The sequence below is a fragment of the Pseudaeromonas sharmana genome, from assembly GCF_042649925.1.
Taxonomy (GTDB): domain Bacteria; phylum Pseudomonadota; class Gammaproteobacteria; order Enterobacterales; family Aeromonadaceae; genus Pseudaeromonas; species Pseudaeromonas sharmana.
Genome location: NZ_JBHSAF010000003.1, coordinates 49,661 through 72,279, shown reverse-complemented (window position 1 = coordinate 72,279; position 22,619 = coordinate 49,661). Strand labels below are relative to the sequence as shown.

At 57.8% G+C, this 22,619-nt stretch carries 21 protein-coding genes; 11 read left to right on the top strand and 10 right to left on the bottom strand.

Going from position 1 to position 22,619, the window contains the following annotated elements:
- Window positions 1-58: 58 nt before the first annotated feature.
- The 11 genes from ACFOSS_RS05220 to ACFOSS_RS05170 all read left to right on the top strand — a co-directional run bounded on the left by ACFOSS_RS05220 (window position 59) and on the right by ACFOSS_RS05170 (window position 10,215).
- Window positions 59-364, top strand: coding sequence for a PTS sugar transporter subunit IIB (locus ACFOSS_RS05220; protein WP_377151069.1), 306 nt, complete (start codon window positions 59-61; stop codon window positions 362-364).
- A gap of 26 nt (window positions 365-390) precedes the next feature.
- Complete coding sequence (locus tag ACFOSS_RS05215) at window positions 391-1,716, top strand: PTS sugar transporter subunit IIC (RefSeq protein WP_377151068.1); 1,326 nt, start codon at window positions 391-393, stop codon at window positions 1,714-1,716.
- 51 nt (window positions 1,717-1,767) lie between these two features.
- Window positions 1,768-3,150, top strand: a complete 1,383-nt coding sequence (locus ACFOSS_RS05210) for a glycoside hydrolase family 1 protein (RefSeq protein ID WP_377151066.1) — start codon at window positions 1,768-1,770, stop codon at window positions 3,148-3,150.
- A gap of 54 nt (window positions 3,151-3,204) precedes the next feature.
- The gene (gene chbA, locus ACFOSS_RS05205; protein WP_377151065.1) at window positions 3,205-3,516 is read left to right on the top strand and encodes a PTS N,N'-diacetylchitobiose transporter subunit IIA; all 312 of its coding nucleotides are present in this window, start codon (window positions 3,205-3,207) and stop codon (window positions 3,514-3,516) included.
- A 138-nt stretch (window positions 3,517-3,654) separates the two neighbouring features.
- On the top strand, window positions 3,655-4,776 hold the full coding sequence (locus tag ACFOSS_RS05200; RefSeq protein WP_377151063.1) for a carbohydrate porin: 1,122 nt from the start codon (window positions 3,655-3,657) through the stop codon (window positions 4,774-4,776).
- A gap of 153 nt (window positions 4,777-4,929) precedes the next feature.
- Window positions 4,930-5,892 (top strand): LacI family DNA-binding transcriptional regulator, encoded by a 963-nt coding sequence (locus ACFOSS_RS05195; RefSeq protein ID WP_377151061.1) that lies wholly within the window; start codon window positions 4,930-4,932, stop codon window positions 5,890-5,892.
- A 251-nt stretch (window positions 5,893-6,143) separates the two neighbouring features.
- Window positions 6,144-6,575: a hypothetical protein gene (locus tag ACFOSS_RS05190; protein ID WP_377151059.1), complete on the top strand. Its 432-nt coding sequence runs from the start codon at window positions 6,144-6,146 to the stop codon at window positions 6,573-6,575.
- A gap of 168 nt (window positions 6,576-6,743) precedes the next feature.
- A complete protein-coding gene (locus tag ACFOSS_RS05185) occupies window positions 6,744-7,088 on the top strand; it encodes a hypothetical protein (RefSeq protein WP_377151058.1) in 345 nt (114 codons plus the stop codon).
- 463 nt (window positions 7,089-7,551) lie between these two features.
- The gene (locus tag ACFOSS_RS05180; RefSeq protein ID WP_377151057.1) at window positions 7,552-8,136 is read left to right on the top strand and encodes a hypothetical protein; all 585 of its coding nucleotides are present in this window, start codon (window positions 7,552-7,554) and stop codon (window positions 8,134-8,136) included.
- Window positions 8,136-9,539, top strand: coding sequence for a hypothetical protein (locus tag ACFOSS_RS05175; RefSeq protein WP_377151055.1), 1,404 nt, complete (start codon window positions 8,136-8,138; stop codon window positions 9,537-9,539). Before ACFOSS_RS05180 ends, ACFOSS_RS05175 begins: the two co-directional genes overlap by 1 nt.
- Window positions 9,540-9,663: 124 nt before the next feature.
- Window positions 9,664-10,215 carry a GNAT family N-acetyltransferase gene (locus ACFOSS_RS05170; protein WP_377151054.1) on the top strand — a complete coding sequence of 184 codons (552 nt, stop codon included), beginning with the start codon at window positions 9,664-9,666 and terminating at the stop codon, window positions 10,213-10,215.
- A gap of 222 nt (window positions 10,216-10,437) precedes the next feature.
- Here the strand turns inward: ACFOSS_RS05170 and ACFOSS_RS05165 are convergent, their stop codons facing one another.
- From ACFOSS_RS05165 to ACFOSS_RS05120, 10 genes are all read right to left on the bottom strand, one after another.
- Complete coding sequence (locus ACFOSS_RS05165; protein WP_377151053.1) at window positions 10,438-11,073, bottom strand: nucleotidyltransferase domain-containing protein; 636 nt, start codon at window positions 11,071-11,073, stop codon at window positions 10,438-10,440.
- A gap of 85 nt (window positions 11,074-11,158) precedes the next feature.
- Window positions 11,159-11,599 (bottom strand): hypothetical protein, encoded by a 441-nt coding sequence (locus tag ACFOSS_RS05160; protein WP_377151052.1) that lies wholly within the window; start codon window positions 11,597-11,599, stop codon window positions 11,159-11,161.
- Window positions 11,600-11,706: 107 nt separating this feature from the next.
- Window positions 11,707-12,129, bottom strand: a complete 423-nt coding sequence (locus ACFOSS_RS05155; protein ID WP_377151050.1) for a bleomycin resistance protein — start codon at window positions 12,127-12,129, stop codon at window positions 11,707-11,709.
- Window positions 12,130-12,291: 162 nt separating this feature from the next.
- Entirely contained in the window at window positions 12,292-12,834 is a 543-nt protein-coding gene (locus ACFOSS_RS05150) for a GNAT family N-acetyltransferase (protein ID WP_377151049.1), read from the bottom strand.
- A 223-nt stretch (window positions 12,835-13,057) separates the two neighbouring features.
- The gene (locus ACFOSS_RS05145; protein ID WP_377151048.1) at window positions 13,058-14,851 is read right to left on the bottom strand and encodes an ATP-binding protein; all 1,794 of its coding nucleotides are present in this window, start codon (window positions 14,849-14,851) and stop codon (window positions 13,058-13,060) included.
- 82 nt (window positions 14,852-14,933) lie between these two features.
- A complete protein-coding gene (locus tag ACFOSS_RS05140; protein WP_377151047.1) occupies window positions 14,934-15,671 on the bottom strand; it encodes a DUF2971 domain-containing protein in 738 nt (245 codons plus the stop codon).
- A gap of 1,166 nt (window positions 15,672-16,837) precedes the next feature.
- On the bottom strand, window positions 16,838-19,030 hold the full coding sequence (gene uvrD, locus ACFOSS_RS05135) for a DNA helicase II (RefSeq protein WP_377151046.1): 2,193 nt from the start codon (window positions 19,028-19,030) through the stop codon (window positions 16,838-16,840).
- A 104-nt stretch (window positions 19,031-19,134) separates the two neighbouring features.
- Window positions 19,135-21,045, bottom strand: a complete 1,911-nt coding sequence (locus ACFOSS_RS05130) for a putative bifunctional diguanylate cyclase/phosphodiesterase (RefSeq protein WP_377151045.1) — start codon at window positions 21,043-21,045, stop codon at window positions 19,135-19,137.
- Between the two features lie 82 nt (window positions 21,046-21,127).
- A complete protein-coding gene (locus ACFOSS_RS05125) occupies window positions 21,128-21,610 on the bottom strand; it encodes a molybdopterin-dependent oxidoreductase (protein WP_377151044.1) in 483 nt (160 codons plus the stop codon).
- A gap of 121 nt (window positions 21,611-21,731) precedes the next feature.
- Window positions 21,732-22,439 (bottom strand): HAD-IA family hydrolase, encoded by a 708-nt coding sequence (locus tag ACFOSS_RS05120; protein ID WP_377151043.1) that lies wholly within the window; start codon window positions 22,437-22,439, stop codon window positions 21,732-21,734.
- Window positions 22,440-22,619: the final 180 nt, after the last annotated feature.

Here is a 22,619-nt window from a genome sequence, read left to right as displayed (position 1 = left end):
TTGTTATCCAAACGATCAAGAATCGCCGCTGTCAGAACACATCAATCGGGAGATGACGATGAAAAAAATCATGCTGTGCTGTTCCTCCGGCATGTCCACCAGCCTGCTGGTGAAAAAGATGCAGGAGGAGGCCAACCGCCGCGGACTCGCAGCCGAAATCCGGGCCTATGGTGCCTCCGAGTTCGAAGTACAGATGCCGCACTACCAGGTGGTTCTGCTGGGCCCGCAGGTCAAGTACATGCTGCCGGACCTGCAGGTCCGCGCCGCCGAGCACGGCATCCCGGTGGATGTCATCAACATGATGGATTACGGCATGCAGCGCGGCGACAAGGTCCTGGACCATGCGCTGTCACTGCTGGCCTGACACAGTGAATGCACAAGGAAAACACCATGAGCACCCTTTATGACAAATTCGTACAGACCATAGAGAACCAGGTCAGCCCGCTGGCCGGTCGTCTGGGCCAGCAGAAGTACATCCAGGCCATCCGTGATGGTTTCATCGCCGCCCTGCCGTTCATGATCGTCGGCAGCTTCATGCTGGTGTTCATCTTCCCGCCCTTCTCGCCGGAGACGCAGTGGGGATTTGCCCGCGCCTGGCTCGACTTCTCGGCCAGGTACCAGCCGCAACTGCTACTGCCATTCCAGCTGAGCATGGGCTTGATGACGCTGTTCATCTCGGTGGGGATCGGCGCCAGTCTGGCGCGGCAAAATGACATGGAGCCGGTCACCACAGGCCTGCTGTGCCTGATGGCCTTCATGCTGGTCGCGGCCCCCATCAAGGACGGCGCCCTGTCGATGCAGTACTTCTCCGGCCAGGGCATCTTCACCGCCCTGCTGACGGCGATCTACGCCAGCGAGGCCTACGCCTTCCTCAAACGCAACAACATCACCATCACGCTGCCGCCCCAGGTGCCGACCGGCGTTGCCCGCTCCTTTGAAGTGCTGATCCCGGTGCTGTTCATCATACTGACGCTGCACCCGCTGAACCTGCTGGTCGAACACAGCACCGGCATGATCCTGCCGGAAGCCATCATGTCGCTGGTCAAGCCGCTGGTCGCGGCCTCGGACTCGCTGCCGGCCATGCTGCTGGCGGTGCTGATCTGCCAGATTCTGTGGTTTGCCGGCATTCACGGCGCCCTGATCGTCACCGGCATCATGAATCCGTTCTGGATGGCCAATCTGGCCGTCAACCAGGCCGCGCTGGCTGCCGGCGAGCCGCTGCCGCACATTTTCCTGCAAGGTTTCTGGGACCACTACCTGCTGATCGGCGGGGTCGGCTCGACATTGCCGCTGGCGTTCCTGCTGCTGCGCAGCAAGGCGGTACACCTGCGCACCATCGGCAAGATGGGCATAGTGCCAGGGCTGTTCAACATCAATGAACCCATCCTGTTTGGCGCACCGATCATCATGAATCCGGTGTTCTTCCTGCCGTTCCTGCTGGTGCCGATGATCAACGCCACCCTGGCCTGGTTCGCCCTGGACTTCGGCCTCGTCGAGCGCGTCATGTCACTGACGCCATGGACCACGCCGGGCCCGCTCGGTGCCTCCTGGGCCGCCAACTGGTCCCTGAGCCCGCTGCTGCTAAGCCTGTTCTGCATGTTGACCGCCGCTGCCATGTACTACCCGTTCCTCAAGGCCTACGAGCGCACCCTGCTGAAACAGGAAGCCGAAGAAGCGGCTGCCGAACCCGAACTGGCCCTGGCCACCGCCCGTTAACTGCTGATGTAGACCGGCTGCCTGCGGGCAGCCGGGTAAAGGAGAAAGAGCATGCAATACCGTTTTCCTGACCATTTCTGGTGGGGCAGCGCCTCCTCTGCCGCCCAAGCAGAAGGTGCCAGCCTGCAGGGCGGCAAAGCCGCGACCATCTGGGATCACTGGTTCGCGCTGCAACCCCAGCGTTTTCATCAGCAGGTTGGCCCGGCCGACACCTCCGGCTTCTACCAGCACTACCGCGACGACATCGCCCTGCTGCGCCAGTTGGGCCACAACAGCTTCCGCACCTCGATTGCCTGGGCACGCCTGATCCCGCAAGGGGTCGGTGAACCCAATCCCGAGGCGGTGCAGTTCTATCACGACATGATCGACACCCTGCTGGCGAACGGCATCGAACCCTTCATCTGCCTGTTCCATTTCGACATGCCGCTGACCATGCAGCAACAGGGCGGCTGGGAGAACCGCGAGGTGATTGCCGCCTATGCCGACTATGCCGACACCTGCTTCCGGCTGTTCGGTCACAAGGTCAAACACTGGTTCACCTTCAACGAGCCCATAGTGCCGGTCGAAGGCGGGTACCTGTATGACTTCCACTACCCGAACGTCGTCGACTTCCGTCGCGCCGCCACCGTCGCCTACCACACCATGCTGGCCCACGCTGCCGCGGTAACCCGCTTCCGCACCCGCCAGCTCGAGGGCGAGATCGGCATCATCCTCAATCTGACCCCCTCCTATCCGCGCTCGACCCACTCTGCGGATCTGAAGGCGGCGCACCTGGCCGACCTGTTCTTCAATCGCAGCTTTCTCGATCCGGCCGTGCTCGGCCACTACCCGCAGGACCTGGTTGATCTGTTGCGCGAATACGGCCAGCTGCCGGCCAGCCACCCCGGCGACGCCGAGCTGCTGGCAGCCGGCAAGGTCGACCTGCTCGGCATCAACTACTACCAGCCGCGCCGCGTCAAGGCACGCGACAGCGCCGTCAACCCGGCCAGCCCCTTCCTGCCGGAGTGGTTCTTCGACTACTACGAGATGCCGGGCCGCAAGATGAACCCGCACCGCGGCTGGGAGATCTACGAACAGGGCATCTACGACATCCTGTGCCGGCTGCGCGACGAGTACGGCAACATTCCCAGCTACATCTCGGAAAACGGCATGGGGGTTGAGGGCGAGGAGAAGTTCCGCGCAGCCGACGGCCACATCGCCGACAGCTACCGCATCGAGTTCATCCGCGAGCACCTGCGCTGGCTGCATCAGGGGTTGCAGGAGGGGTGCCAGTGCCGTGGCTACCACCTGTGGACCTTCATCGACAACTGGTCGTGGAGCAACGCCTACAAAAACCGTTACGGCCTGGTTCGCCTCGAACGCGAGAGCGGCGAACGCCGCATCAAGCAAAGCGGTGACTGGTTTGCCCAGGTGGCACGCAACAACGGTTTCTGAAGCCGACAACCCCGGGCCGGTGCGCACACAGCCCGCAACGAATGGAGTGATCACATGTTTGAACTCGAAGAGACCGTCATGGGCATCATCATCAATGCCGGACAATCCCGCAGCCTGTGCTACGAGGCCTTGCGCCAGGCCAAGCAGGGCCACTTTACCGAAGCTGACGACCTGCTCCGGCAGGCGACCGCCGCCGCCAACGCCGCCCATGCCGTACAGACCCGGCTGATCGAGGCCGATCAGGGCGAAGGCAAGATCCCGGTCACTCTGGTGCTGGTCCATGCCCAGGACCACCTGATGACCTCGATGCTGGCCCGCGAACTGGTCACTGAACTGATCGATCTCTACCGCCTGCGGGCGGCCTGATCGCGCGGGCCGACGCCCGCTGTTACCTGAAACCGGACTCCACTCTGCCCGTGCGGAGCGGCGTCCTGCACCCTGAACCCCGCGTCAGCGGGCAAAACAACAACAACTTGGATTGCCATCCATCACTAAGGAAACACCATGAGAACAATCGCCTCTGTTACCCTGCTCACCTCGCTGCTGGCCGTGGCCGGTCAAAGTCAGGCCGTCGTCGAAACCAATGGCGACTTCGGCAAACTCAGCCTCGGCGGGGATGCCGAGTTGAACCTGAATGCCGCCAACACCAGCCCCGGTACCCTGATGGGCCAAAGCCATCAACAGGATCGCTGGGATATGGATGGCCGCATCCTGCTCAACTTCACCGCCCTCAAGGAGCTGGACAGCGGTGCCTATGGCCAGATCGTCGTGCAACCTACGGTATCGGTGAACGCCGGTGCCAGCGCCGATGATGCCTGGCTTGGTTTCGGCAAACGCCATGGCTGGGGCATGAAGGTCGGCCGCTTCGAGGCCTACGACATGTTTCCGCTCGGCCAGGACATCTTCGTCGAGCACTCCGGTGACAGCGCCAACGATCTGTACAAAGATGGCCATGGCTACATCTATATGCTGAAGGAGGGGCGTGGTCGGGCCGGCAAGGGCGGCCAGGTGCTGCTGAATCAGCAGGCCGGCAACTGGTATCTGGAGTTGTCGACGCTGATCGGCGACCGCACCAACCTGTTCGCCGACCAGCAGTATCACGGCTACCAGGTCGAGAAGGTCAAGGATTCGCTGATCGCCCGGCCAGTGGTCGCCTGGAGCAACCAGTCGTTCAAGCTGGCCCTCGGCGCCGAAGCCAACCTGATCGACCATGCGATGGAAGCCAACGGCGAGGCGGTTTCCGAACGGACTGGCTATGGCCTGACCGGCAGCTGGCTGGCCAGCGACATGACCGTCAACCTCAACCTGGCACGCATGGATGCGGTGGATGAAACCGACACCACAGCCGGTGCCAACCTGGTGTGGCAGAACCTCGGCCTCGGCTATATCTATGCCATCAACGACATCGATGCCGTGAACCTGGCGGCCGGCAACGACTACGGCGCGCTGGTCGGCAGCCACAAGATCCACACCACCTATGCGTCCTACAAGATCCCGGCCGTGCTCGAGCTGAAGAACTTTGACATCTACCTCGGTGCCTACTGGTCACAGTTGCAACCGGATTCCGATACCGTTTCCGATATGGATCGTTACGGTGGCCGTGTCCGTTTCAAGTACTTCTTCTGAACAACGCGCCCTGAATTGCGTCCATGCTGCTTTTGGCCGGCTTGCCGGCCTTTTTTGTGATCACTTGACGCACTCCAGGGTGTTTGCACTGGGTCAGCCAACGGGCTTGTGTTATCCTGAAACAAGTTAAAACCGGTTACCAGGATCAACGCCATGGCTAATATTACCGATGTTTCCCGCCTGGCCAATGTCTCCAAAGCCACAGTGTCACGGGTGCTCAGCGGCAGTCGCGGTGTCCGCGAAGAGAGCCGACTGGCCGTGTTGCAAGCGGTGGAGCAGCTGAACTACCGCCCGAATGCCCTCGCGCGCTCTCTGGCCAACCAGACCACCGACTGTATCGGCATCGTCTTGTCGGCTCGGGATACCGGCCGGCTGACCCGACTCCTCCCGCTGCTGGAACATGAACTGAGCCAGCACAACCGCCATATGCTGGTGCGCTTCGCCGACGGCGCTGCCCGCCAGCAGGAGGCGCTGGATGAACTGCTGGGGGGGCGCTGTGATGCCGTGCTGCTGATCGGTGCCGACACGGCACTGCAAACCGACGATCGCGTGGTGCAGCTCGACGGCATCGACGGCGCCAGCAGCATCAATCTGAGCTATGACTACGCCTTCGCCTGCGAAAGCGCCTGCCGCTTCCTGCTCGGCAAGGGCCACCGCCAGATCGCCCTGCTGGCCGAGCAGCTGACGGCGCCGATCGGCCTGCAGATGGTCCGGGGCTATCAGCAGGCGCTGCAACTGCAGTCGCTGCCGTATAACCGGCAACTGGTACTGGAGGCCGGCGATCACCAGCAGGCCCTGCTCGGCCTGCTGAACCGCTACCTGCCGTTCACTGCTCTGGTGGTACAGCAGGACGCCATGGCCGCCGAGGCGATGCGCCTGTTGCGCGAATTCAATCTGCAGGTCCCGCACGACGTCTCGCTGATCAGCCTCGAGGGTTCCAGCCTCGCCGAGCAGTTGAATCCGCCGCTGACCTGCATCGAATACCCCAGCGACCGGCTGGCCCAGGAAGCCGTACGCATGACGGTGCAACAACTGGAGGGGCAACCGCTGCCCAGTGCCGAACAGCAGCGCTTCAGCGGCCGCCTCGTCAGTCGCGACTCGGTGCAGAGCCGCTGATCCGTGCCGCGCCGGCGGTCCCTGTTCATGACCGGTGCCGCCGCCGTACCGGTCACTGAATAAAAACGTAAGCTGCATCGGCTTTCTTGCACCACAGCATTCTCGGACCCGACCAGATGCGCTAGCGTAGGCCACTCCGCCTCGATTGTCCCCGCCCTTATGCGGGTGACCTTCTGTGCGCGGCAAACATCATGTTCTACCGCCTAACATTCACTACCGAGACTAAATCTGTCATGCAACGAGCTGCTGTTGTGTACCGCATACTCCCCCTGCTGCTTGCGCTGTGCACAACGGGCACGGCACAGGCTCATCACGATAAAACCGCATCAGGCGGCGCTGTAGCCCCCTCATTGATCGGTACCTGGCAGTTGCAGAAGGCGACCCATCCAGGCAGACCTTCCGGGATCGGAACCCGGCTCAAGCTGTTCACCGACACACACTGGACCGTGATTCAGCCCGACCCGGTCAGCGGTCAAATCCTGTTCCAGCATGGGGGTCACTACACCTTTGATGGCAAGGTGTTACAGGAAACCGTTGATTTCGCAGGTGATGCCACCTCGGCACTGATCGGCCGCACCTTCAGCAATCCCATCCATCTGTCCCAAGACCAGATGGAACAGACAGATCCGAATGGCGTATTCACCGAGACCTGGCAACGGCTGGAGATGCCCGCCACGCCCTAGCTCACCGGCGTCTTGTGCACGAAAGCCCGGTATGGCACCACCTGGCCGCCAGCCGATTGACCAGACCATGCAGACCCGGACTTGGCCATCCGCGCTGGCGATAACAGAGCCGCCCCTGACGGGACCCCATCCCGACCTGGGCATGTTTCCTCAAGGAAGGGAGTTACGATGATCGACTGGTTTCAAAGCCTGCAGATTGAACAAAATGAACGGGATATCGCCCAGAACAAATCGGCGCAGCGCAACAGCGAGGGCCATCTGGGCGTGCTGGAAGAAAAAATCGACTCGCTGTATATCATGACGCTGGCCGCGCTGGAGCTGTTGCATGAACAGGGTGTCACCAAGATGCAGATCATGAACAAGATTGAAGAGATCGATCTGCGTGACGGCAAGGTGGATGGCAAGCTGGCGCAACCGACGCAATGCCCCGATTGCGGCCATCGCATCAGCAAGCGCCGCAGCAACTGCTTTTACTGCGGTGCGCGCATCAACGGCCTGAGCTTCAACCGTTAGCCGCCGGGAGCGGCGGACACAACAGCACGCTGCCGCTGCCAGAAGAGGCCGGGAGTCACACCGGCCACACTCGCTCACCGCAACGACAACTCCCGGCTGCGGCTGCGGCTGAAGGCTGAAGGCTGAAGGCTGAAGGCTGATCAGATACGGCAGCCAGTGTTCCCATGCAACCAAGCGCTGGCGGCAGGCATGGCGCCAGCGAGCCCATGGATGGGTTTACGACGTGTCGCTGAAAGGGAACCTTGCTGCTTTTTCTGAAGTGCCCGGCATTGGCGGCGGCGGCCATTGCCGGGCTGCCGCCAGCGCCGTACCGGTCATTGAATAAAAACGTCAATCCGGGCCGGATTTTCGCTGTGTCGCCATTTCTTCCGCCGGTCAGTTGCGTTAGCCTGACACACCAGAAGCGACCGGCAGCGGTCACGCCGGCCAACGGCCAGCAGCACATCAGCAGTGGGAGTACGGGATGTTATTCAACAAGCAGGTCATCGTGGTCTATCCCGAGATCTATGAGCAACTGGCCATTACCTTGCAGCACCAAATCTCAAAACAGGATGGCTTCGACAGTGCCGCCTGGACCATAGCCCACTATCGGCAGAACTTGCCGACGTTATCCGGTCGCAGCCACGTCATCTTTCTCGGCGATGGAGACGAAAACCCCTACTCGCGCATCTACCTCGAACAGATCGGCCAGATCGTCAACCAGCAGGGTGCCTGCTATGGCTTTGACGGCAGCAAGGCGGTGGTGTTTGGTGAGGGCCAGCTGGCGCAGGCCAGCGCCTTTGATGCCTTGCGCCGCACCCTGTACCAGGCCAGCAAATTATCTGGCGGTCTCAGTGCCGGAGCCACCATCGGCGCCGCGTTTTTTCTGGCTATCCCTATGGCGCCACTGCTGGGCGGCTTGCTGGGGGGGCTGGGCTACCAGTTGGTGCAATTGGTGCAGGCCAAGCGGGCGCGCAAGGTACTGCGCCGCGAACAGACCAGACTCGCGCTCTACCAGTTTGTCGCCAACGAGCTCGACAACTGGTTCGGCGAGCAGGATCAAGCCTGATGGCAGAATTTGCCGACGCCTTCTGGCGCGCCAGCCGGGATCAGGCCGCCAGTCAGGGAGCCAACCTGTCGCGGGAGTTCGTCAACCAGGTACAGACCAGCCTCGATGAAGCCATCGCCGCCCTGCAACGGGAGGCCGAGCGCCGCGCCAACGTCGACGTCAATTACGTCAAGGGTAATCTGGCCGAGGTCTGGCATGCCGAAACGCTGAAAGTCGCCGCCAGCGCCAAGGGGCGCACCGATATCTGGGCCAATGCCGTCGGCAACAACAAGACCGGGCAGGATGTGCAGTATGGCGACGCGACCACGGCACGGAATGCCGAGCTGAAGTATTACAAGACCGGCGAAGAAACCGCACGCCAGCTGGGCAACCCGGCCTATAACGACAGCCAGAAGGTGGTACCGGCCGACCAGTTGCAGGAGGTGATTGCCGAGGCTCAGCGCCAGGCGGCGCGCAACCGCGACACGCGCCCCGATATTGCGGCCGCCAATCAGAATACTGCACAGACCGTCAGCGATCGGCTCGAGGTGGATGGTGTCACCTCCACGCCGCTGACCGAAGGCGATGCCAGGGCGCTGGCTACCGATTTGCAACGCGATGGCGAGCTGGATGCCGAGGCGTACGGCCTGACCACGGAAGCCTTTATCGCCTGGTCTGATCTGCTGCGCGAGTCCGGTACCGCGGCGCTGCATGCCGCCGCCTTCAGCGCCGCCTTGAGCTGCGCACCACAGCTGTACCGGCTGTTGCTGCAGGCCCAGCGCAGCGGCGAGCTCGATTACCACGCCTGGTCGACCGCCGCCCGGCAGCTGGTGGGGCAGTCGGCCAATGCCGGGCTGCGCGGTGGACTGGCCGCAATCATCACCGGGGGTTGCCGCTCGGGGCTGCTCGGACCGGCCCTGAAGCGTCTCCCCCCGGCGGCGATTGGCATGGCCACGGCCTTGGCGTTGAATTCACTGCAACACGGCTGGCAATACGCCCGCGGCGAGATCAGCGGCCGGGAACTGGCGTTCAACAGCTCGCGCGATACCCTCACCCTGTTGATGGGCACCGGCGGCGCCATGCTGGGGCAACTGCTGATCCCCATTCCGCTGCTCGGCGCCACCCTCGGCAATCTGCTCGGCTCGACGCTGGGTGCCCTCAGCATTCAGGCGGCACAGCACAAGGCGTTAGCACTGTGCGTGGAACAGGACTGGACCTTCTGGGGGCTGGTGGAGCAGAACTATGTGGTCCCGGAAGCGGTGCTCGCTCGCGCCGGCTTCGATCTTTTCGCGCCACAACAGCTGGCTGCGGCCCGCTTTCAGGCGCCGCCGTTTGTCGCGCCGGCCTTCAACGAGCCGCGGCTGGAGCTGCAATTCCTGCGCCGCGGCGTGGTGGCATTCCACACCGTCGGCTATCTGCCCTAGTAGCTGCCGCCGGCCAACCGGGTAACCTTGGCTTCATTTTGCCGGGGGAGCTTGTTAGATTGGCGGTTCGCCGCGCCGGCATCCGGCCGCGCGGCCGACTCATCACAATGCAAGGTGGTACTAGATGGAACTGAAGATCGCAGCGCTTTCCGATATCGAGGATGTCCTCGCTCTGCACTACACCTACCAGGTCGATTCAATTGCGCCGGAAGACAAGGCCGACGGCTTTGTCACCACGCCGTTCACCGCGGCCCAGCTCAGCGCGCTGATCGAACAGGAGCAAGGGCTGTTCATTGCCCGGCAGCAGGGCCAGGTCGTCGGCTACATCATGGCCGCCTCCTGGCAGTTCTGGTCCGCCTGGCCGATGTTCGCCTACATGATTCAGGATCTGCCGAAGCTGCAATACCGCGGCCATACCCTGAGCATCGACAACTCCTACCAATACGGCCCGGTGTGCCTGGATAAGCGCGTGCGCGGTAGCGGCGTGCTGGAGGATCTGTTCGCGTTCGCGCTGCAACAGATGGCGCGGCGCTATCCGGTGCTGGTGACGTTCGTGAATAAAAACAACCCGCGCTCCTACGCCGCCCACACCCGCAAAGTCGGCCTCGAGGTGATCGCCGAATTTGAATACAACAACAACCACTACTACGAAATGGCCTGCCTGACGCAGCGCTAAAAAACACGGGGCGAAATAATCGGCTTATTTCGCCCCGCTTGTTATTGCCCCAACCATTAGCCCAATAACACCCCAAACAATTCAACGAGTAGGGCGCAATAGCCATGCGTATTGCGCCAGCGAAACAAGTTGTATGTCTCGCCATGCGATTGTTGAGCGTAAATCTCCGGCGATTATTATTCCTAGCCGATTATACGGCGCAATACGCTACGCTATTGCCCCCTACGCACTGGGCTGCGAGTCGGTATCGGCAATCAGCTGGCGATATAATGCGCCCACCCGCGCCACATCCTTGGCCTGGGTTAATAGCGACTCATATTCGCGATAAAACGCCGGCGCCACGGTTTGCATGCGGCGCAGGGTTTTTACCGGGCCGTCGTAATACTCGCCGCGGAAATTGGCAAATAACTCCGGAAAATCATGCAGCAGCCAGTGATAGCGGTAATTGGCCTCTAGCGACGTCTGGCTGGCGCGCTTGAGCATTTTATGCACCCAGGCGACCAGTTGCTGGCGCTCGCCGGCCGAGAGAGTGCGGGTTGCCTGCGCACGCAGTTCAGCCAGGCGGCGCGCCAGCTCGGCGGCGATGCCGGCCTCATCCAGCAGCACGGTGAACGGATAAATATGGCGCAAGCGTTCGCTCTGCTGCCAGTCGGCCAGCGGATAGATCCAGGCATCCAGCGGATGGCCGTCAAGCAGCGTGGCATCGTGCGTCGCCTGCTCCACGTCGGCAAACACCACGACATCAATGTCACTGTCGGCATGCGCACTGTGGCTGGCAAACGAGCCATACAACACTATGGTCCTGGCCTGATAGGTCGCCGTCAAATAGGCCACCAACTGCGCGCTAAAGGCATGCATCGTCTGCGGTTTCCTCTGCTATGGGGTGGTGCCAGCGAAGCGTAATCGCATCTATGGACATTAAGCCATGCGTGGTTTTGTGGTTTCAATTGCTATTGGCCATTTTTTTAAGGGCCAAAAATGCAACTAGTGCAATAAAATTAATCCCAAAGGATGTGCCATTTCCACCACTCAAAGAGATAAACCAATCAAAGGTAATATTTAAATTCCATCCTGCCGGATTTCCGATGTAAATGAGAAGATTTGCTCCACTCACAATAAAAAACGCGAAAACACTATTGACCAGATATGGTATTTGTATTGCTTGAATTACCATGGATATTTTGATGCCTTTGGGCTTACCTTCTATTAGGTAAATTCCAGCTAAAAGACTAAAAAAACAAAAAACAATAACCAACATCGCAAAGATTATACCAAACCCTACAAATCCACCCTGCAACATAGTTGTGACAGTGGATACGACCCCTGTGATTCCACCAAAAATCTCTAATGCGCCAATAGTTCTTAATGTATGTGATCCAATCATGACCATTCCTTGGGTATACAACATGTTAGTTATGGGTCGCGGACCATATCCGCGCCCAGTGAGCGGGCAAGTCCACGAACGACTTAAACTATTTGTTATAACGCGATTTACAACTTACTTTTTTCACCTAAATACTGCGAAAATCTCAACAAATAGCCGTCTGGATCTTGAACTAAAAACTCACGCTGACCAGAGAGTTTATCTCCAATGTCATACCATGCTTCAGATAGTTCTCTATACAGCTCAACTTGCGCTGCCTTAAGTTGGCTGTATACAGAACCAATATCTGATAACTCCATTTGAAAATTTACGCCTCGACCGAATGGCGATTCTAAGCTACCAGTAATCCAAGCACTCTGATGTATCTGCTCGATCATGATCTGAACTCGCTCAAGCTCAAGATAAGCAAAATCTGGATTTTGCCGCTGGTTTCTAACTTTGAAACCGAGCAGATCACGATAAAAACTCAGTGATTTATTAAAGTCCGAGACCGATAGCTCAGGAACCATTGGATTCCAATATTCTTCCATTTCATTCCTTGATAAATATGAGGACCGTAGGTGCGATTAGCGAAGCGTAATCGCACGCAGGTTAATTGTAAGGTTGCTGGCGAATAAACTCATCGCCACGCCAAGTTATTGGATATACTCCATCAGCAATATTTTTTACAACGTGTAAATACGAAACGTTTGTTACGTTGTCGGATTTTCATATTCTCTTTTTAATAGTGAGTACATTTCAAGATTGACATAACCATCACTTTCTAGCTCGTATTCCCTTAGCGTGCCTTCGTATTTAAATCCGCTTTTTATCAGCACGCTTTTTGAACCTTGATTTCTTTCATCTACCAGCGCTTCGATTCTATTGTAATGATTGTTTGTAAAACCATGTGCCACCAAATGTTTGATGCATTTCGTTATTATCCCTTGACCCCAATATTTGTTCTTCAATCTAAAGCCAATTTCTACCTTGTGTGAGTTCGCATCGTAATTATGAAAGCCAATATCACCTATATATTCGTCACTATCATGTAATGTGATAATCCATCGCCCGCCATTATTATTAAACTCTTCAAGGCACCAGTCGATTTGGTTTTTAGCTTGAGCTTCCGTGGTTATATTGGATCCCGCCGCACCGTAATACCGCATGGTTTCTTTTTCAGCGCAAATGGCAATAAAGCCATTACCATCATCGTATGTTGGCTTTCGCAGTTTTATATTTATTAAATCAAACATTCGTTTTCCTTTTTTACCGCCCAAGGAATGAATCCAACAACCTTTTAAACGGCAAAATGCCATCCATTTGAAATTCCGATTCCCTATCAGCCCAGCCAGTCGCACAGATAACGCAGCCAAATTGCGTTGATATAACAATGCGGTTATTTAGATTAACCCTGCGGCCAAAATCATTCATCCCCGGCCACACGGCGCAATACGCTACGCTATTGCGCCCTACGGGCTACTTAAGTGCGATCAGGGTTCTTGAAATATCAGTTGATAAGAATTGAGGGAATTCCTCAATAACTTGCATAATCCCTAGCTTAAGTCCTGCATCCCCATTTTTGCTGGAAATCGCATTTAACTCCGGAATGCACGAAAGAACAGACTTTTCCCAGTCATGACCTCGCATCATTAGGAACTGTGTAGGTAATTTAAGAACCCAGCCGTTATGGAGTTCACAGTCCGCTGTCGATGCATTAGATATTCCTGTTGCCAGCGTTATGTGATCCGAGATTTTTTGAGCTTCTTCGTTGGTCAGTTTTGCTGCATCAATGTAGGTATGAAGATGAGGTATGGAGAAATCACTTAGACTCCGCTTCCCAAGACGAACAAGCGCAAGCCCTAGGAAAAGCGGATCTAAAACATAGTTTTCGATTGAGTATCGACTTCCTCCGCCCAGAACATAAATGGGATGCTTGTCAATATTCTTTCCATCCCAGTCAATAATCCCACGAACTAGATCGCTGCCAGATTCGTGCAGTCGATTTGCAATTGATTCAACATCTGTGCAATTTGAAGTACCGCTGTGCGGCTCAAGAAATATTGGCGTGTAACCTATGGTGGAAAATCTGGAAGTAATTTGATGCAATCTTTGAAAGTAAATTACGTCAAGTTTGCTTTCTACAAAAATTTGCCGTCTGTCGTCAGTGGATATCTTGAGGTGGGGTATGCCGTCCGTTAGCACTTCAAGGCCACGGCTTATACTTACCATTTCTGGTATTTTTGTATCCCTATTGATTTCAAAAAGCGAGTTGTCTGGACACATTGCAACAGTTGAAGGCGAATGTGTGGTTATAACAACTTGCACACCCGCCTTGCTTACTACCACATCTCGCAGCGTCTCTATAAGCAGACTCGAATATTGAGGGTGCAGAGGGGCGTCAGGTTCATCGAGAATTAGCACATCTGGCTTGCCAGACGATTCCTGAGTGTTGTAAATGGCAAGCGCCAAAGACATCAGAACCTTTTCTCCCGTTGATAGGTCATTTGCTGATATCTCAGTCCCGGTATCTCGATCTACTAATCTCAGCCGATATGTCGATTCAGTGTCGATTGCCTCTGGATTTACCACCTCATAAGTTAGGCCTGCTTTTGCCAGTATTTCATTAACCAACACCCAAGGCTTGGGGCCATAAATGCTTGAAAATTCCTCATCTGAAAGGGTCGGTATGTTGGTGTTGTTTTCTAGGTTTAGAAATTTTTTAAACTTATTTTTCGTATATCTGACGTGATATGTTTTGAATATGAGGGCAAGCTGGGACGCAAACAGTGTCCCCGAATTTGCTTCTGCAATATTTAGATTGAAATAAACATCGTCTTCTGATAATTGCTCAAAAGTTCTCCCGGTTTTTTGGGTGACGCTTTTGATTATGGAAATTAACTGGGGGTTGTGCCCCCATCTGGCTAGGAAATTCTCAATTGGTCCAGATATTTGCTCGCCGTTGTTTCGTGCGTTTATCAGATTGCGTTGATGCTGCTCTATCTGCCCCCACCAGTTTTTGGTGTTCTGGGTAATCTGTTGGGGGTCGCAAGCTTCATCGATTTGAGGGTTGAGGCCTCCAAATCCGATCAATAAGACTTTGGCAAGGTTGTTCCCGTGATCAGATACTGTTGAAATTTGACTATTGGCCATAGCCTCTAGTAGGTGACTCTTTCCGCTCCCATTCTTTCCCGTAATAACGCTAAAGGTTGGGAGCTCAAAGCTAACGCCAGCGGGTATGGATTTGTGTGCTTTGTTTATTTGAATTTTCATGCGTTCAATTTCCCTAAAAAGTCCCCTTGCCGACTAACTTTCAATTGTGCGGTGGCGAAAGCCATCCGACACTAATTTTTTGTTACATGCTTGCTGAATCTTCAACTAGAACTGATCTGTGAACTGGAATGTCAAGCTTATATCGATTGCATAGAATATCTATAACAAGTTTTTCAAACCACACTGGTGCATACGGATGTATTAGGATTTTTTTTATCATTTGTTGACTTTCTATGTTTGAGATGGATATTCCATTAGAATTGTTTTTAGATGTCGAGTTTGCATTAGGATCTATAGCTATCAATCTAGCTTCGTTCTCAAATGAAAATCCACTGTGTTTCATAAATGATAAAAGTGCAGCGTATGTTGCTGTATTTTCATATGTTGGAGTATTAATGTTGTTTAGCACAAAAATAGAATCAAGTTCTTTAATGTTGTCTTGAGTCGGGTTTTTGTAACGCACAGAATCAAAATAGGTATGCATGTTGGATTTTAAGGAAAAATATGCATATTTAAAGTCTGCTTCTGTAGTTTGGATGGCAACTGATTCTGATGAGGCTCCATATATTTTCCACATAGCGTGACTCTCAGTTTCGTCTAAATGCCAACAGCTAATGTATATCCAATCCATACATGATCGTATAGATTCTCTTGATATAATGTGATTAGTTGGTTTCTTTTCGCCAAAATAATATAAAACACCTTCTAGCTCATCATCAAATAGAGTCGCTTTTGGAATAAATAAACCGTGCTCCAAGAAAGCCAATAACTTTGTAAGTGAAATGTATCTTGTTAATGTTCTATTGGGATTCTGTCTCATAAGTGTGTTTGCATGTAACAATCTTTTTTAAGTGGCTAAATGCCACCTATTCTGAATACTCTCGCCATCTATCACGCAAGCGCTCTTCGATATGGCACTTCTATCCCTTATCCCTACACAGTTTTTCCAGAGGAGCAAACTGGCGGATGGATAGGCCCGCCTAGCGCACAAATGGACCCACTAGCACGTAGGTTGGGCTGAGTTTACGAAGCCCAACGTTTACCGCGCCGCTATTTTCCAACTCGAAAAATAACTCGTTAATTTTAAATATAACGATAAGCCAAACATATTTAATTCGACCGAGTAAAACACCGGACTTTTTTGCTGCTCAATTTACGACTGGCAGATGGGCCTTTTATCTCGCATCTCGTTATCGGCCAGCTCAGACCCTCCTCGCCGCCCCTCTCTGGCAAACGCGCTGGCTACCGCCCCTGACTTGCGGCTGTCACAGCGCCGATGGGCGGGATGGCGGCGCGATCTGTCAGTGCCAACAGGCACCTTGCGCTTTTTGAGTCTCTAGGCTAGCGCAAACATTTGGAGGGGGGAATGGCCCCTTTTGGCCAAGATCATGTTTTATTAAGTTTTTATTCAATAACGCAGGCCCGAGGTGGGAACGGCCCCAACCGCAAACAGCCATCCGACCGAGGCGTGCCTGGCACGCCTATCGCGAGCTGCGCTTGCTCCTACAAAACAAACGTTGTTGTTGAGCGGAACTCAAGGCTTGAGCTCTTGCGGTTGGCCCCGTCTGGCTGGCCGAGGAGCAAGCGCAGGGCACGGTGGCGAGACAGGACGTCGAGCCAGTTATCGCCGCGTCAGGAACGCGTCGATAACGGACCGCAAGCCCGCAGCGAGTGACGAGGGAACCCGCAGGGCCAGGCTGCCGGGGATGCCCGGGATCGCCAAGGGGGCGGCAAGGCCCCCTTGGCACGCCCCCGCCGAGCGACAGGTGGGCAATCCACCATTGCCGCCCCAGGGCGGAACGGCCCCACCCGCAAACAGCGGCGGTCCGAGGCGTGCCTGGCACGCCTATCGCGAGCTGCGCTTGCTCCTACAAAACAAACGTTGTTCTTGGGCTGCGCTAATACTCAGCGCCAACCGACTTGGCGCACCGGCCGCGGGCGCCGACACGGCAGCACAGGGGCGGGCCTGCCGCCGCCCCAGCGGCATCACAACGCCTGCAGGCGCGCGTACGCCACCACCAGCCACTTGCTGCCCAGACCATCGAAATTGACCTGGATGCGACTCTGCGGGCCGACGCCTTCATAGTTCAGCACAGTGCCTTCACCGAACTTGCTGTGCAGCACGCGCTGGCCGAGGCGGAAGCCGGTACTGTCGAAGCTCTGCTGCACGAAGCCGGAGCTGAAGCGGTTGCTCGACGCCACCGGTTGCGCCCAGCTGACCTGGGTGCGCAGCCGCACCTCCTCCAGGCACGCCTCCGGCAGCTCCTTCAGGAAACGGCTCGGTTTGTGGTACATCTCCTTGCCATACAGGCGCCGGCTCTCGGCGTGGGTCAGGTAGAGCTTCTGCATCGCCCGCGTCATGCCGACATAACAGAGTCGCCGCTCCTCTTCGAGGCGGCCATGCTCCTCGGCCGACTGCTGGCTGGGGAACATCCCCTCCTCGACGCCGACGATAAATACCAGCGGGAACTCCAGCCCCTTGGCGCTGTGCAGCGTCATCAGCTGCACCGCCTCGTCGAACTCGGCAGCCTGGGATTCGCCTGCCTCCAGGGCGGCATGGGCGACAAACGCCGTCAGCGGCGCCATGTCGGCCATCTCTTCGTTCGGCTGGAAAGTGCGCGTGGCGTTGACCAGCTCCTCCAGGTTCTCGATGCGCGACTGCCCCTTCTCGCTCTTCTCCGCTTCGTACAGGCTCCACAGCCCGCTTTCGCGGATCACGCGGTCGGTCTGCACGTGCAGCGGCAGATCGGTGGTGTCGCTGTCGAGGCGGTTGATCAGCGCCAAAAACTGGCTGACGGCACTGGCGGCACGGCCGGCCAACCGTTTTTCGTCACACAGCGCCCACGCCGCCTGCCACAGGTTCAGGCCGCGCTCGCGGGCGGCGTCGCGGATCAGGCCGACGGTGCGATCGCCGATGCCGCGCGCCGGGGTGTTGACCACCCGTTCGAACGAGGCGTCGTCGCCACGGTTGCCGAGCAGCCGCAGGTAAGCCATCGCGTCCTTGATCTCCTGGCGTTCGAAGAAGCGCAGGCCGCCGTAGATGCGGTACGGCAGCTGCTCCTGCATCAACGCCTCTTCCAGGATCCGCGACTGGGCGTTGTTGCGGTACAGGATCGCGCAGTCGGTCAGCACGCCGCCCTCCTGGCGCCAGTGCTTGAGCCGACCGGTGATGAAGCGCGCCTCGTCGATCTCGTTGTAGGCGGCGTAGACCGAGATCGGTTCGCCGTCGGCGCCATCGGTCCACAGCTCCTTGCCGAGCCGTTCGCTGTTGTTGGCGATCAGCTGGTTCGCCGCCTTGAGGATGGTGGCGGTGGAGCGGTAGTTCTGTTCCAGCCGGATGGTGCGCGCGCCGGGGAAGTCCTGCAGGAAGCGGCTGATGTTCTCGACCTTGGCGCCGCGCCAGCCGTAGATCGACTGGTCATCGTCGCCGACGATCATCACATGGCTGCCGCCGCTGGCCAGCATGCGCACCCAGGCATACTGGATGGCGTTGGTGTCCTGGAATTCGTCCACCAGGATGTGGCGGAAGCGCTGCTGGTAGTGCTGCAGAATGTGCGGCTTGTGCAGCCACAGCTCGTGGGCGCGCAGCAGCAGCTCGGCAAAGTCCACCAGGCCGGCGCGGTCGCAGGTCTCCTGATAGAGCTGGTACAGCTTGAGGTAGGTGCGGGCGGTCGGATCGTGGGATGGCACCACGTCGCCGGGACGCAGGCCGTCATCTTTCTTGCCGTTGATAAAGCCCATCACGCTGCGCGGCAGCCACTGTTTTTCGTCCAGGTTCAGCGAGCGGATCACCCGTTTCACCAGCCGCAGCTGGTCGTCGCCGTCGAGGATCTGGAAATCTTGCGCCAGGCCGGCATCCAGATGATGGCCACGCAGCAGGCGGTGCGCGATGCCGTGGAAGGTGCCGATCCACATGCCGCCGTGGCCATAGCCGAGCTGGCCGCCGAGCAGCTTCTCGATACGGCCGCGCATTTCGGCCGCCGCCTTGTTGGTGAAGGTGACCGCCAGAATCGACGAGGTCGCCGCCCGCTCGACGCCGAGCAGCCAGGCGATGCGGTGCACCAGCACCCGGGTCTTGCCGGAACCGGCACCCGCCAGCACCAGCAGGTTTTCCAGCGGTGCAGCCACGGCGTCCCGTTGCCGATCGTTGAGCCCATCGAGCAGGGTTTCGACGTCCATCACGACTCCTGAGAATATGTACAGTGGTGGCGATTATACATGCCGGGATGGCAATCGCCGAGCGCAGGCTGCTGGACTCGATGCAGCAGGCACCACCTCGTGACTCAGGCGGCAAACACCGGGCGTTGCAGCTGGCGCTCGGCAAACTCGCAGAAGGCGTCGGCCGGCAGCGGCCGCGCGAAGTAGTAACCCTGAATTTCGTCCACCAGCAACCGCAGCACTTCGCTGAGCTCCAGCTCGGTCTCGACCCCTTCGGCGACGACACAGATGTCGAGACGGTGGCACAGCTCGGTGATGGCCTGCACAAACAGCGCCTGGCGGGCATCGCTGTCCATCTTCTGGATGAATGACTTGTCGATCTTCAGTTTGTCGAACTGCAAATCCTTGAGGTAGGCAAACGACGACCAGCCGGTACCGAAGTCATCGAGGGCAATGCGAATACCGTTATGCCGCAGTTCGGCAAACACCTGTTTGCTGAGCCCCAAATCATCGAGCGCTATGGTCTCGGTCAGCTCGTACACCAGTTGCTCCGGCAACAACGGACTGTCGGAGAGCCAGACCCGCGTCTGCTCCGGCAGGCCGCGGTGAAACAGGCTGGTCGACAGGTTGATCGCCAAATCGAGCTGACGCACCACCGGCAGCGGAAAGCGGGCCAAATCCTGACTCATGGTGCGGAAAATCCAGGCACCGAGCCGCTCGCCAAGACCGTTCTCTTCGGCAGCCTCGACAATTTCCGGCGGCGGAATAAAGCCCAGCTCCGGATGTTGCCAGCGGAGCAGCACCTCGGCACCGAGACGCCCGAGCGGCTGGCGCGGGATCTGCGGCTGGTAACAGAGGAACAGCTGGCTCGGTCCGCTTCCCATCAGCTGTTCGCGCAGCTCGGTGGCCAGCCGGCGTTTGCGCTGATACTGGTTGAGCATGGGGCGGCTGAAGATCTGGAAGTGCCGGATGTCATCCTGCCGGGCGTGCAACAACGCCAGATCGGCAAACAGCAGCAGCTCATCGGCATTCGACGCCGGCTGCGGGTACTGGCTGACGCCGATGCTGACGCTGACACGGTGTGCCGGATCGGCACGATACAGCAGTCGCTCCAGCCCGGTTTGCAGACGCTTGGTATAGGCAAACCAGGCGGCTTCACTCTTCTGGTTACTCATCAGCAACGCAAACTCGTCGCTACCAATGCGCGCCAGCCAGACCCCCTCCGGCAGCGACTGCCGCAGCTTGTCGGCGACCGCCAGCAACAGCTGATCCCCGACGGCATGGCCCAGCGAGTCGTTGACCTCCTTGAAGCGGTTCAAGTCCAGCAGACACAGCACCACCTGCTGGCCGCCGACACACAGCTGCCGCAGACGCTGGATGAAGGCGGCACGGTTCGGCAAGCGCGTCAGCGCATCATGCCAGATCAGGAAGTGCTGACGTCGCGCCTCGAGCAGCAACAGCAGCACCATCACCAGGCCGAGCAGCAACAGGCAGCCGAGGATGACGAAGTTCTGCGCTTTCGACTGCTCCAGCGCGGCGTTATCACTCATCGCCTGCGGGCCGGTGAAGTTCAGCACCATCAGGTTGCGTACCTTGGGCAGCATGTGCTCCAGCATCTGGTGCAAGGGTTCCAGATCCTGGGGTTCGAGCTGCGCCGAGGTGACCAGCGGTTCGTAGTGCTGCAATTGCTGGAACAGATCCCGCAACAGCAGTTCGGCACCAAAGCGCTGACGGATGGCCTTGGCCTCCTTGCCGGTCAGGAATACATCCAGCCGGTTCCACGCCATGTCGTAGGCCTCGTTGAGCTGCGCCTGGTCAATGCGGCCGGCGCGAAAATAGTCGACGGACGACTCGAATTCGTGCAGCTCCAACTCCAGCTGGGCCAGCGCCCACGCCGACAACTGGGTGTGGCGCGTCGCCAACGTATAGGCGCGATCATAGTGCCAGACAATCCAGCCGGTGACCCCCACAAAGCTGCAGAGGATGATCGCCAGTAACAGCAGCTTGGCGCGTCGCCAACGTATAGGCGCGATCATAGTGCCAGACAATCCAGCCGGTGACCCCCACAAAGCTGCAGAGGATGATCGCCAGTAACAGCAGCTTGGCGCGGCCCATGCGTTACTCCGCGTCGATACGGACAGCCTGCCAGACCATGAAGCTGTGTGTACGTTCCTGATCGAGGTCCGGGAACTGGCTCAGCGGGTAAATGATGAAGATGGGGCCCTTGTTGCGCCGCGTCAGCACCTTGCCATCCTGGCGTGTCGCCAGGATCACCGGGTACTGCTCGGCTTCCGCCACCGGCAGACTAGACCAGTAGTCATTCAATGCCGTGACCTTGACCGTCTTGCTGTGGATGCCGAGCTTGGCCAGCAGCGCACTGAGGCGGACGCCCTGGTAACTGTGCTCGCCCTCGGTCCACGGCGTGGTGGTCACCACTGTGGTCTGTGGCAGCGCATCCAGTTGCGCCAGGGTAAAGGTCTGGCTGCCGCTGCCACCGCAACAACCCGCCCCGGAAACCGAGAGGATCGGCGCATCCGCGGCCAGCAACGGCGGACAAGCCAGTGAAACCAACAGCAGCAAGGTGTGAATCAAGATACGCATCGGTAGCTCCTTAACAGACAGGGGGGATCCATGTTTGCTGTCTAGAGCTTAGCCAACGCCGGGATGTTGCGAGTGCGCCAGGGCAAAAAAGCGTGACTCAGCATCAGACGCAAGTCGCCCCTCACACCAGCTGCAGCAACTGCTCGAGCCGGGTCAGCATGACATCCGGCAGGATGCGCAGCCGACGCCAGCTCTGGCCGACATCGTTGAGCCAGGCGCTGCGAAAGCCGTTGTGCACGGCGCCGGCGACATCCGTGGTCACATCGTCGCCGACGTGCAGTATCTGTGACGGCGGTAATCCCAGGCGGCAGGCCATATCGTGGAACAGATCCGGCGCCGGCTTCATGCGCAAGCCACCTCCGGGCTTGAGGATGTGCTGGAAGTGATGGTCGAGGCCAAGGCGGTCCACCAGCACATTGCCATTGGTGATGACCACCAGCGGATAGCGCGTGGCCAGCGTCTGCAACACCCGGGCGGTAGCGGCCGGCACCGTGACCTGCGAACGCACCTCGAGAAAACGGGCAAACACGACATCGGCCTCCTGCTCGGCTCGCGCCAGCGCCATGCCACCGCTGAGCAGGCCATCGCGCAGCATGCGCCGCCGGCACAAGGAGACATCATGCCGCAGTGCCGGATCCTGCTGCTGCAGGCGCTGCTTCAGGCGGTTCCATGCCATGCGGTCATACAAGGCGGTCTCCGGATATGTCTCACGCATGTGCGTGACCATCCACTGCTCGGCGCGCTCGATCACCGGCCGGTTGTCGTACAGGGTGTCATCCAGATCAAAACTGATGGCCCGGATGGGCCCGAGACGGCGAAAAAACTCCATATCCACTCCTGCTGACAACCTCGACCCCGGCATGCTACCCGCTTTGACCGTCGCGGTCACACGCCATCGGCGACGCGCTCTGCCGACGTGCCGGGATTATTAAGTCTGATTTAATAATCGACGTCATGAATACACTGCATTTTCGCAGAATCGCCATGCCGCGACAGCCGCCACCATCTG

What these genes read in the sequence shown, in the direction of transcription:
- ACFOSS_RS05185 (WP_377151058.1), top strand. Translation starts at nt 6,744, where the DNA reads ATGATCGACTGGTTTCAAAGCCTGCAGATTGAACAAAATGAACGGGAT.
- ACFOSS_RS05150 (WP_377151049.1), bottom strand. Translation starts at nt 12,834, where the DNA reads ATGTTTGATTTAATAAATATAAAACTGCGAAAGCCAACATACGATGAT.
- chbA (WP_377151065.1), top strand. Translation starts at nt 3,205, where the DNA reads ATGTTTGAACTCGAAGAGACCGTCATGGGCATCATCATCAATGCCGGA.
- ACFOSS_RS05165 (WP_377151053.1), bottom strand. Translation starts at nt 11,073, where the DNA reads ATGCATGCCTTTAGCGCGCAGTTGGTGGCCTATTTGACGGCGACCTAT.
- ACFOSS_RS05160 (WP_377151052.1), bottom strand. Translation starts at nt 11,599, where the DNA reads ATGATTGGATCACATACATTAAGAACTATTGGCGCATTAGAGATTTTT.
- ACFOSS_RS05215 (WP_377151068.1), top strand. Translation starts at nt 391, where the DNA reads ATGAGCACCCTTTATGACAAATTCGTACAGACCATAGAGAACCAGGTC.
- ACFOSS_RS05170 (WP_377151054.1), top strand. Translation starts at nt 9,664, where the DNA reads ATGGAACTGAAGATCGCAGCGCTTTCCGATATCGAGGATGTCCTCGCT.
- ACFOSS_RS05140 (WP_377151047.1), bottom strand. Translation starts at nt 15,671, where the DNA reads ATGAGACAGAATCCCAATAGAACATTAACAAGATACATTTCACTTACA.
- ACFOSS_RS05200 (WP_377151063.1), top strand. Translation starts at nt 3,655, where the DNA reads ATGAGAACAATCGCCTCTGTTACCCTGCTCACCTCGCTGCTGGCCGTG.
- ACFOSS_RS05125 (WP_377151044.1), bottom strand. Translation starts at nt 21,610, where the DNA reads ATGCGTATCTTGATTCACACCTTGCTGCTGTTGGTTTCACTGGCTTGT.
- ACFOSS_RS05175 (WP_377151055.1), top strand. Translation starts at nt 8,136, where the DNA reads ATGGCAGAATTTGCCGACGCCTTCTGGCGCGCCAGCCGGGATCAGGCC.
- uvrD (WP_377151046.1), bottom strand. Translation starts at nt 19,030, where the DNA reads ATGGACGTCGAAACCCTGCTCGATGGGCTCAACGATCGGCAACGGGAC.
- ACFOSS_RS05210 (WP_377151066.1), top strand. Translation starts at nt 1,768, where the DNA reads ATGCAATACCGTTTTCCTGACCATTTCTGGTGGGGCAGCGCCTCCTCT.
- ACFOSS_RS05130 (WP_377151045.1), bottom strand. Translation starts at nt 21,045, where the DNA reads ATGATCGCGCCTATACGTTGGCGACGCGCCAAGCTGCTGTTACTGGCG.
- ACFOSS_RS05180 (WP_377151057.1), top strand. Translation starts at nt 7,552, where the DNA reads ATGTTATTCAACAAGCAGGTCATCGTGGTCTATCCCGAGATCTATGAG.
- ACFOSS_RS05145 (WP_377151048.1), bottom strand. Translation starts at nt 14,851, where the DNA reads ATGAAAATTCAAATAAACAAAGCACACAAATCCATACCCGCTGGCGTT.
- ACFOSS_RS05195 (WP_377151061.1), top strand. Translation starts at nt 4,930, where the DNA reads ATGGCTAATATTACCGATGTTTCCCGCCTGGCCAATGTCTCCAAAGCC.
- ACFOSS_RS05120 (WP_377151043.1), bottom strand. Translation starts at nt 22,439, where the DNA reads ATGGAGTTTTTTCGCCGTCTCGGGCCCATCCGGGCCATCAGTTTTGAT.
- ACFOSS_RS05220 (WP_377151069.1), top strand. Translation starts at nt 59, where the DNA reads ATGAAAAAAATCATGCTGTGCTGTTCCTCCGGCATGTCCACCAGCCTG.
- ACFOSS_RS05155 (WP_377151050.1), bottom strand. Translation starts at nt 12,129, where the DNA reads ATGGAAGAATATTGGAATCCAATGGTTCCTGAGCTATCGGTCTCGGAC.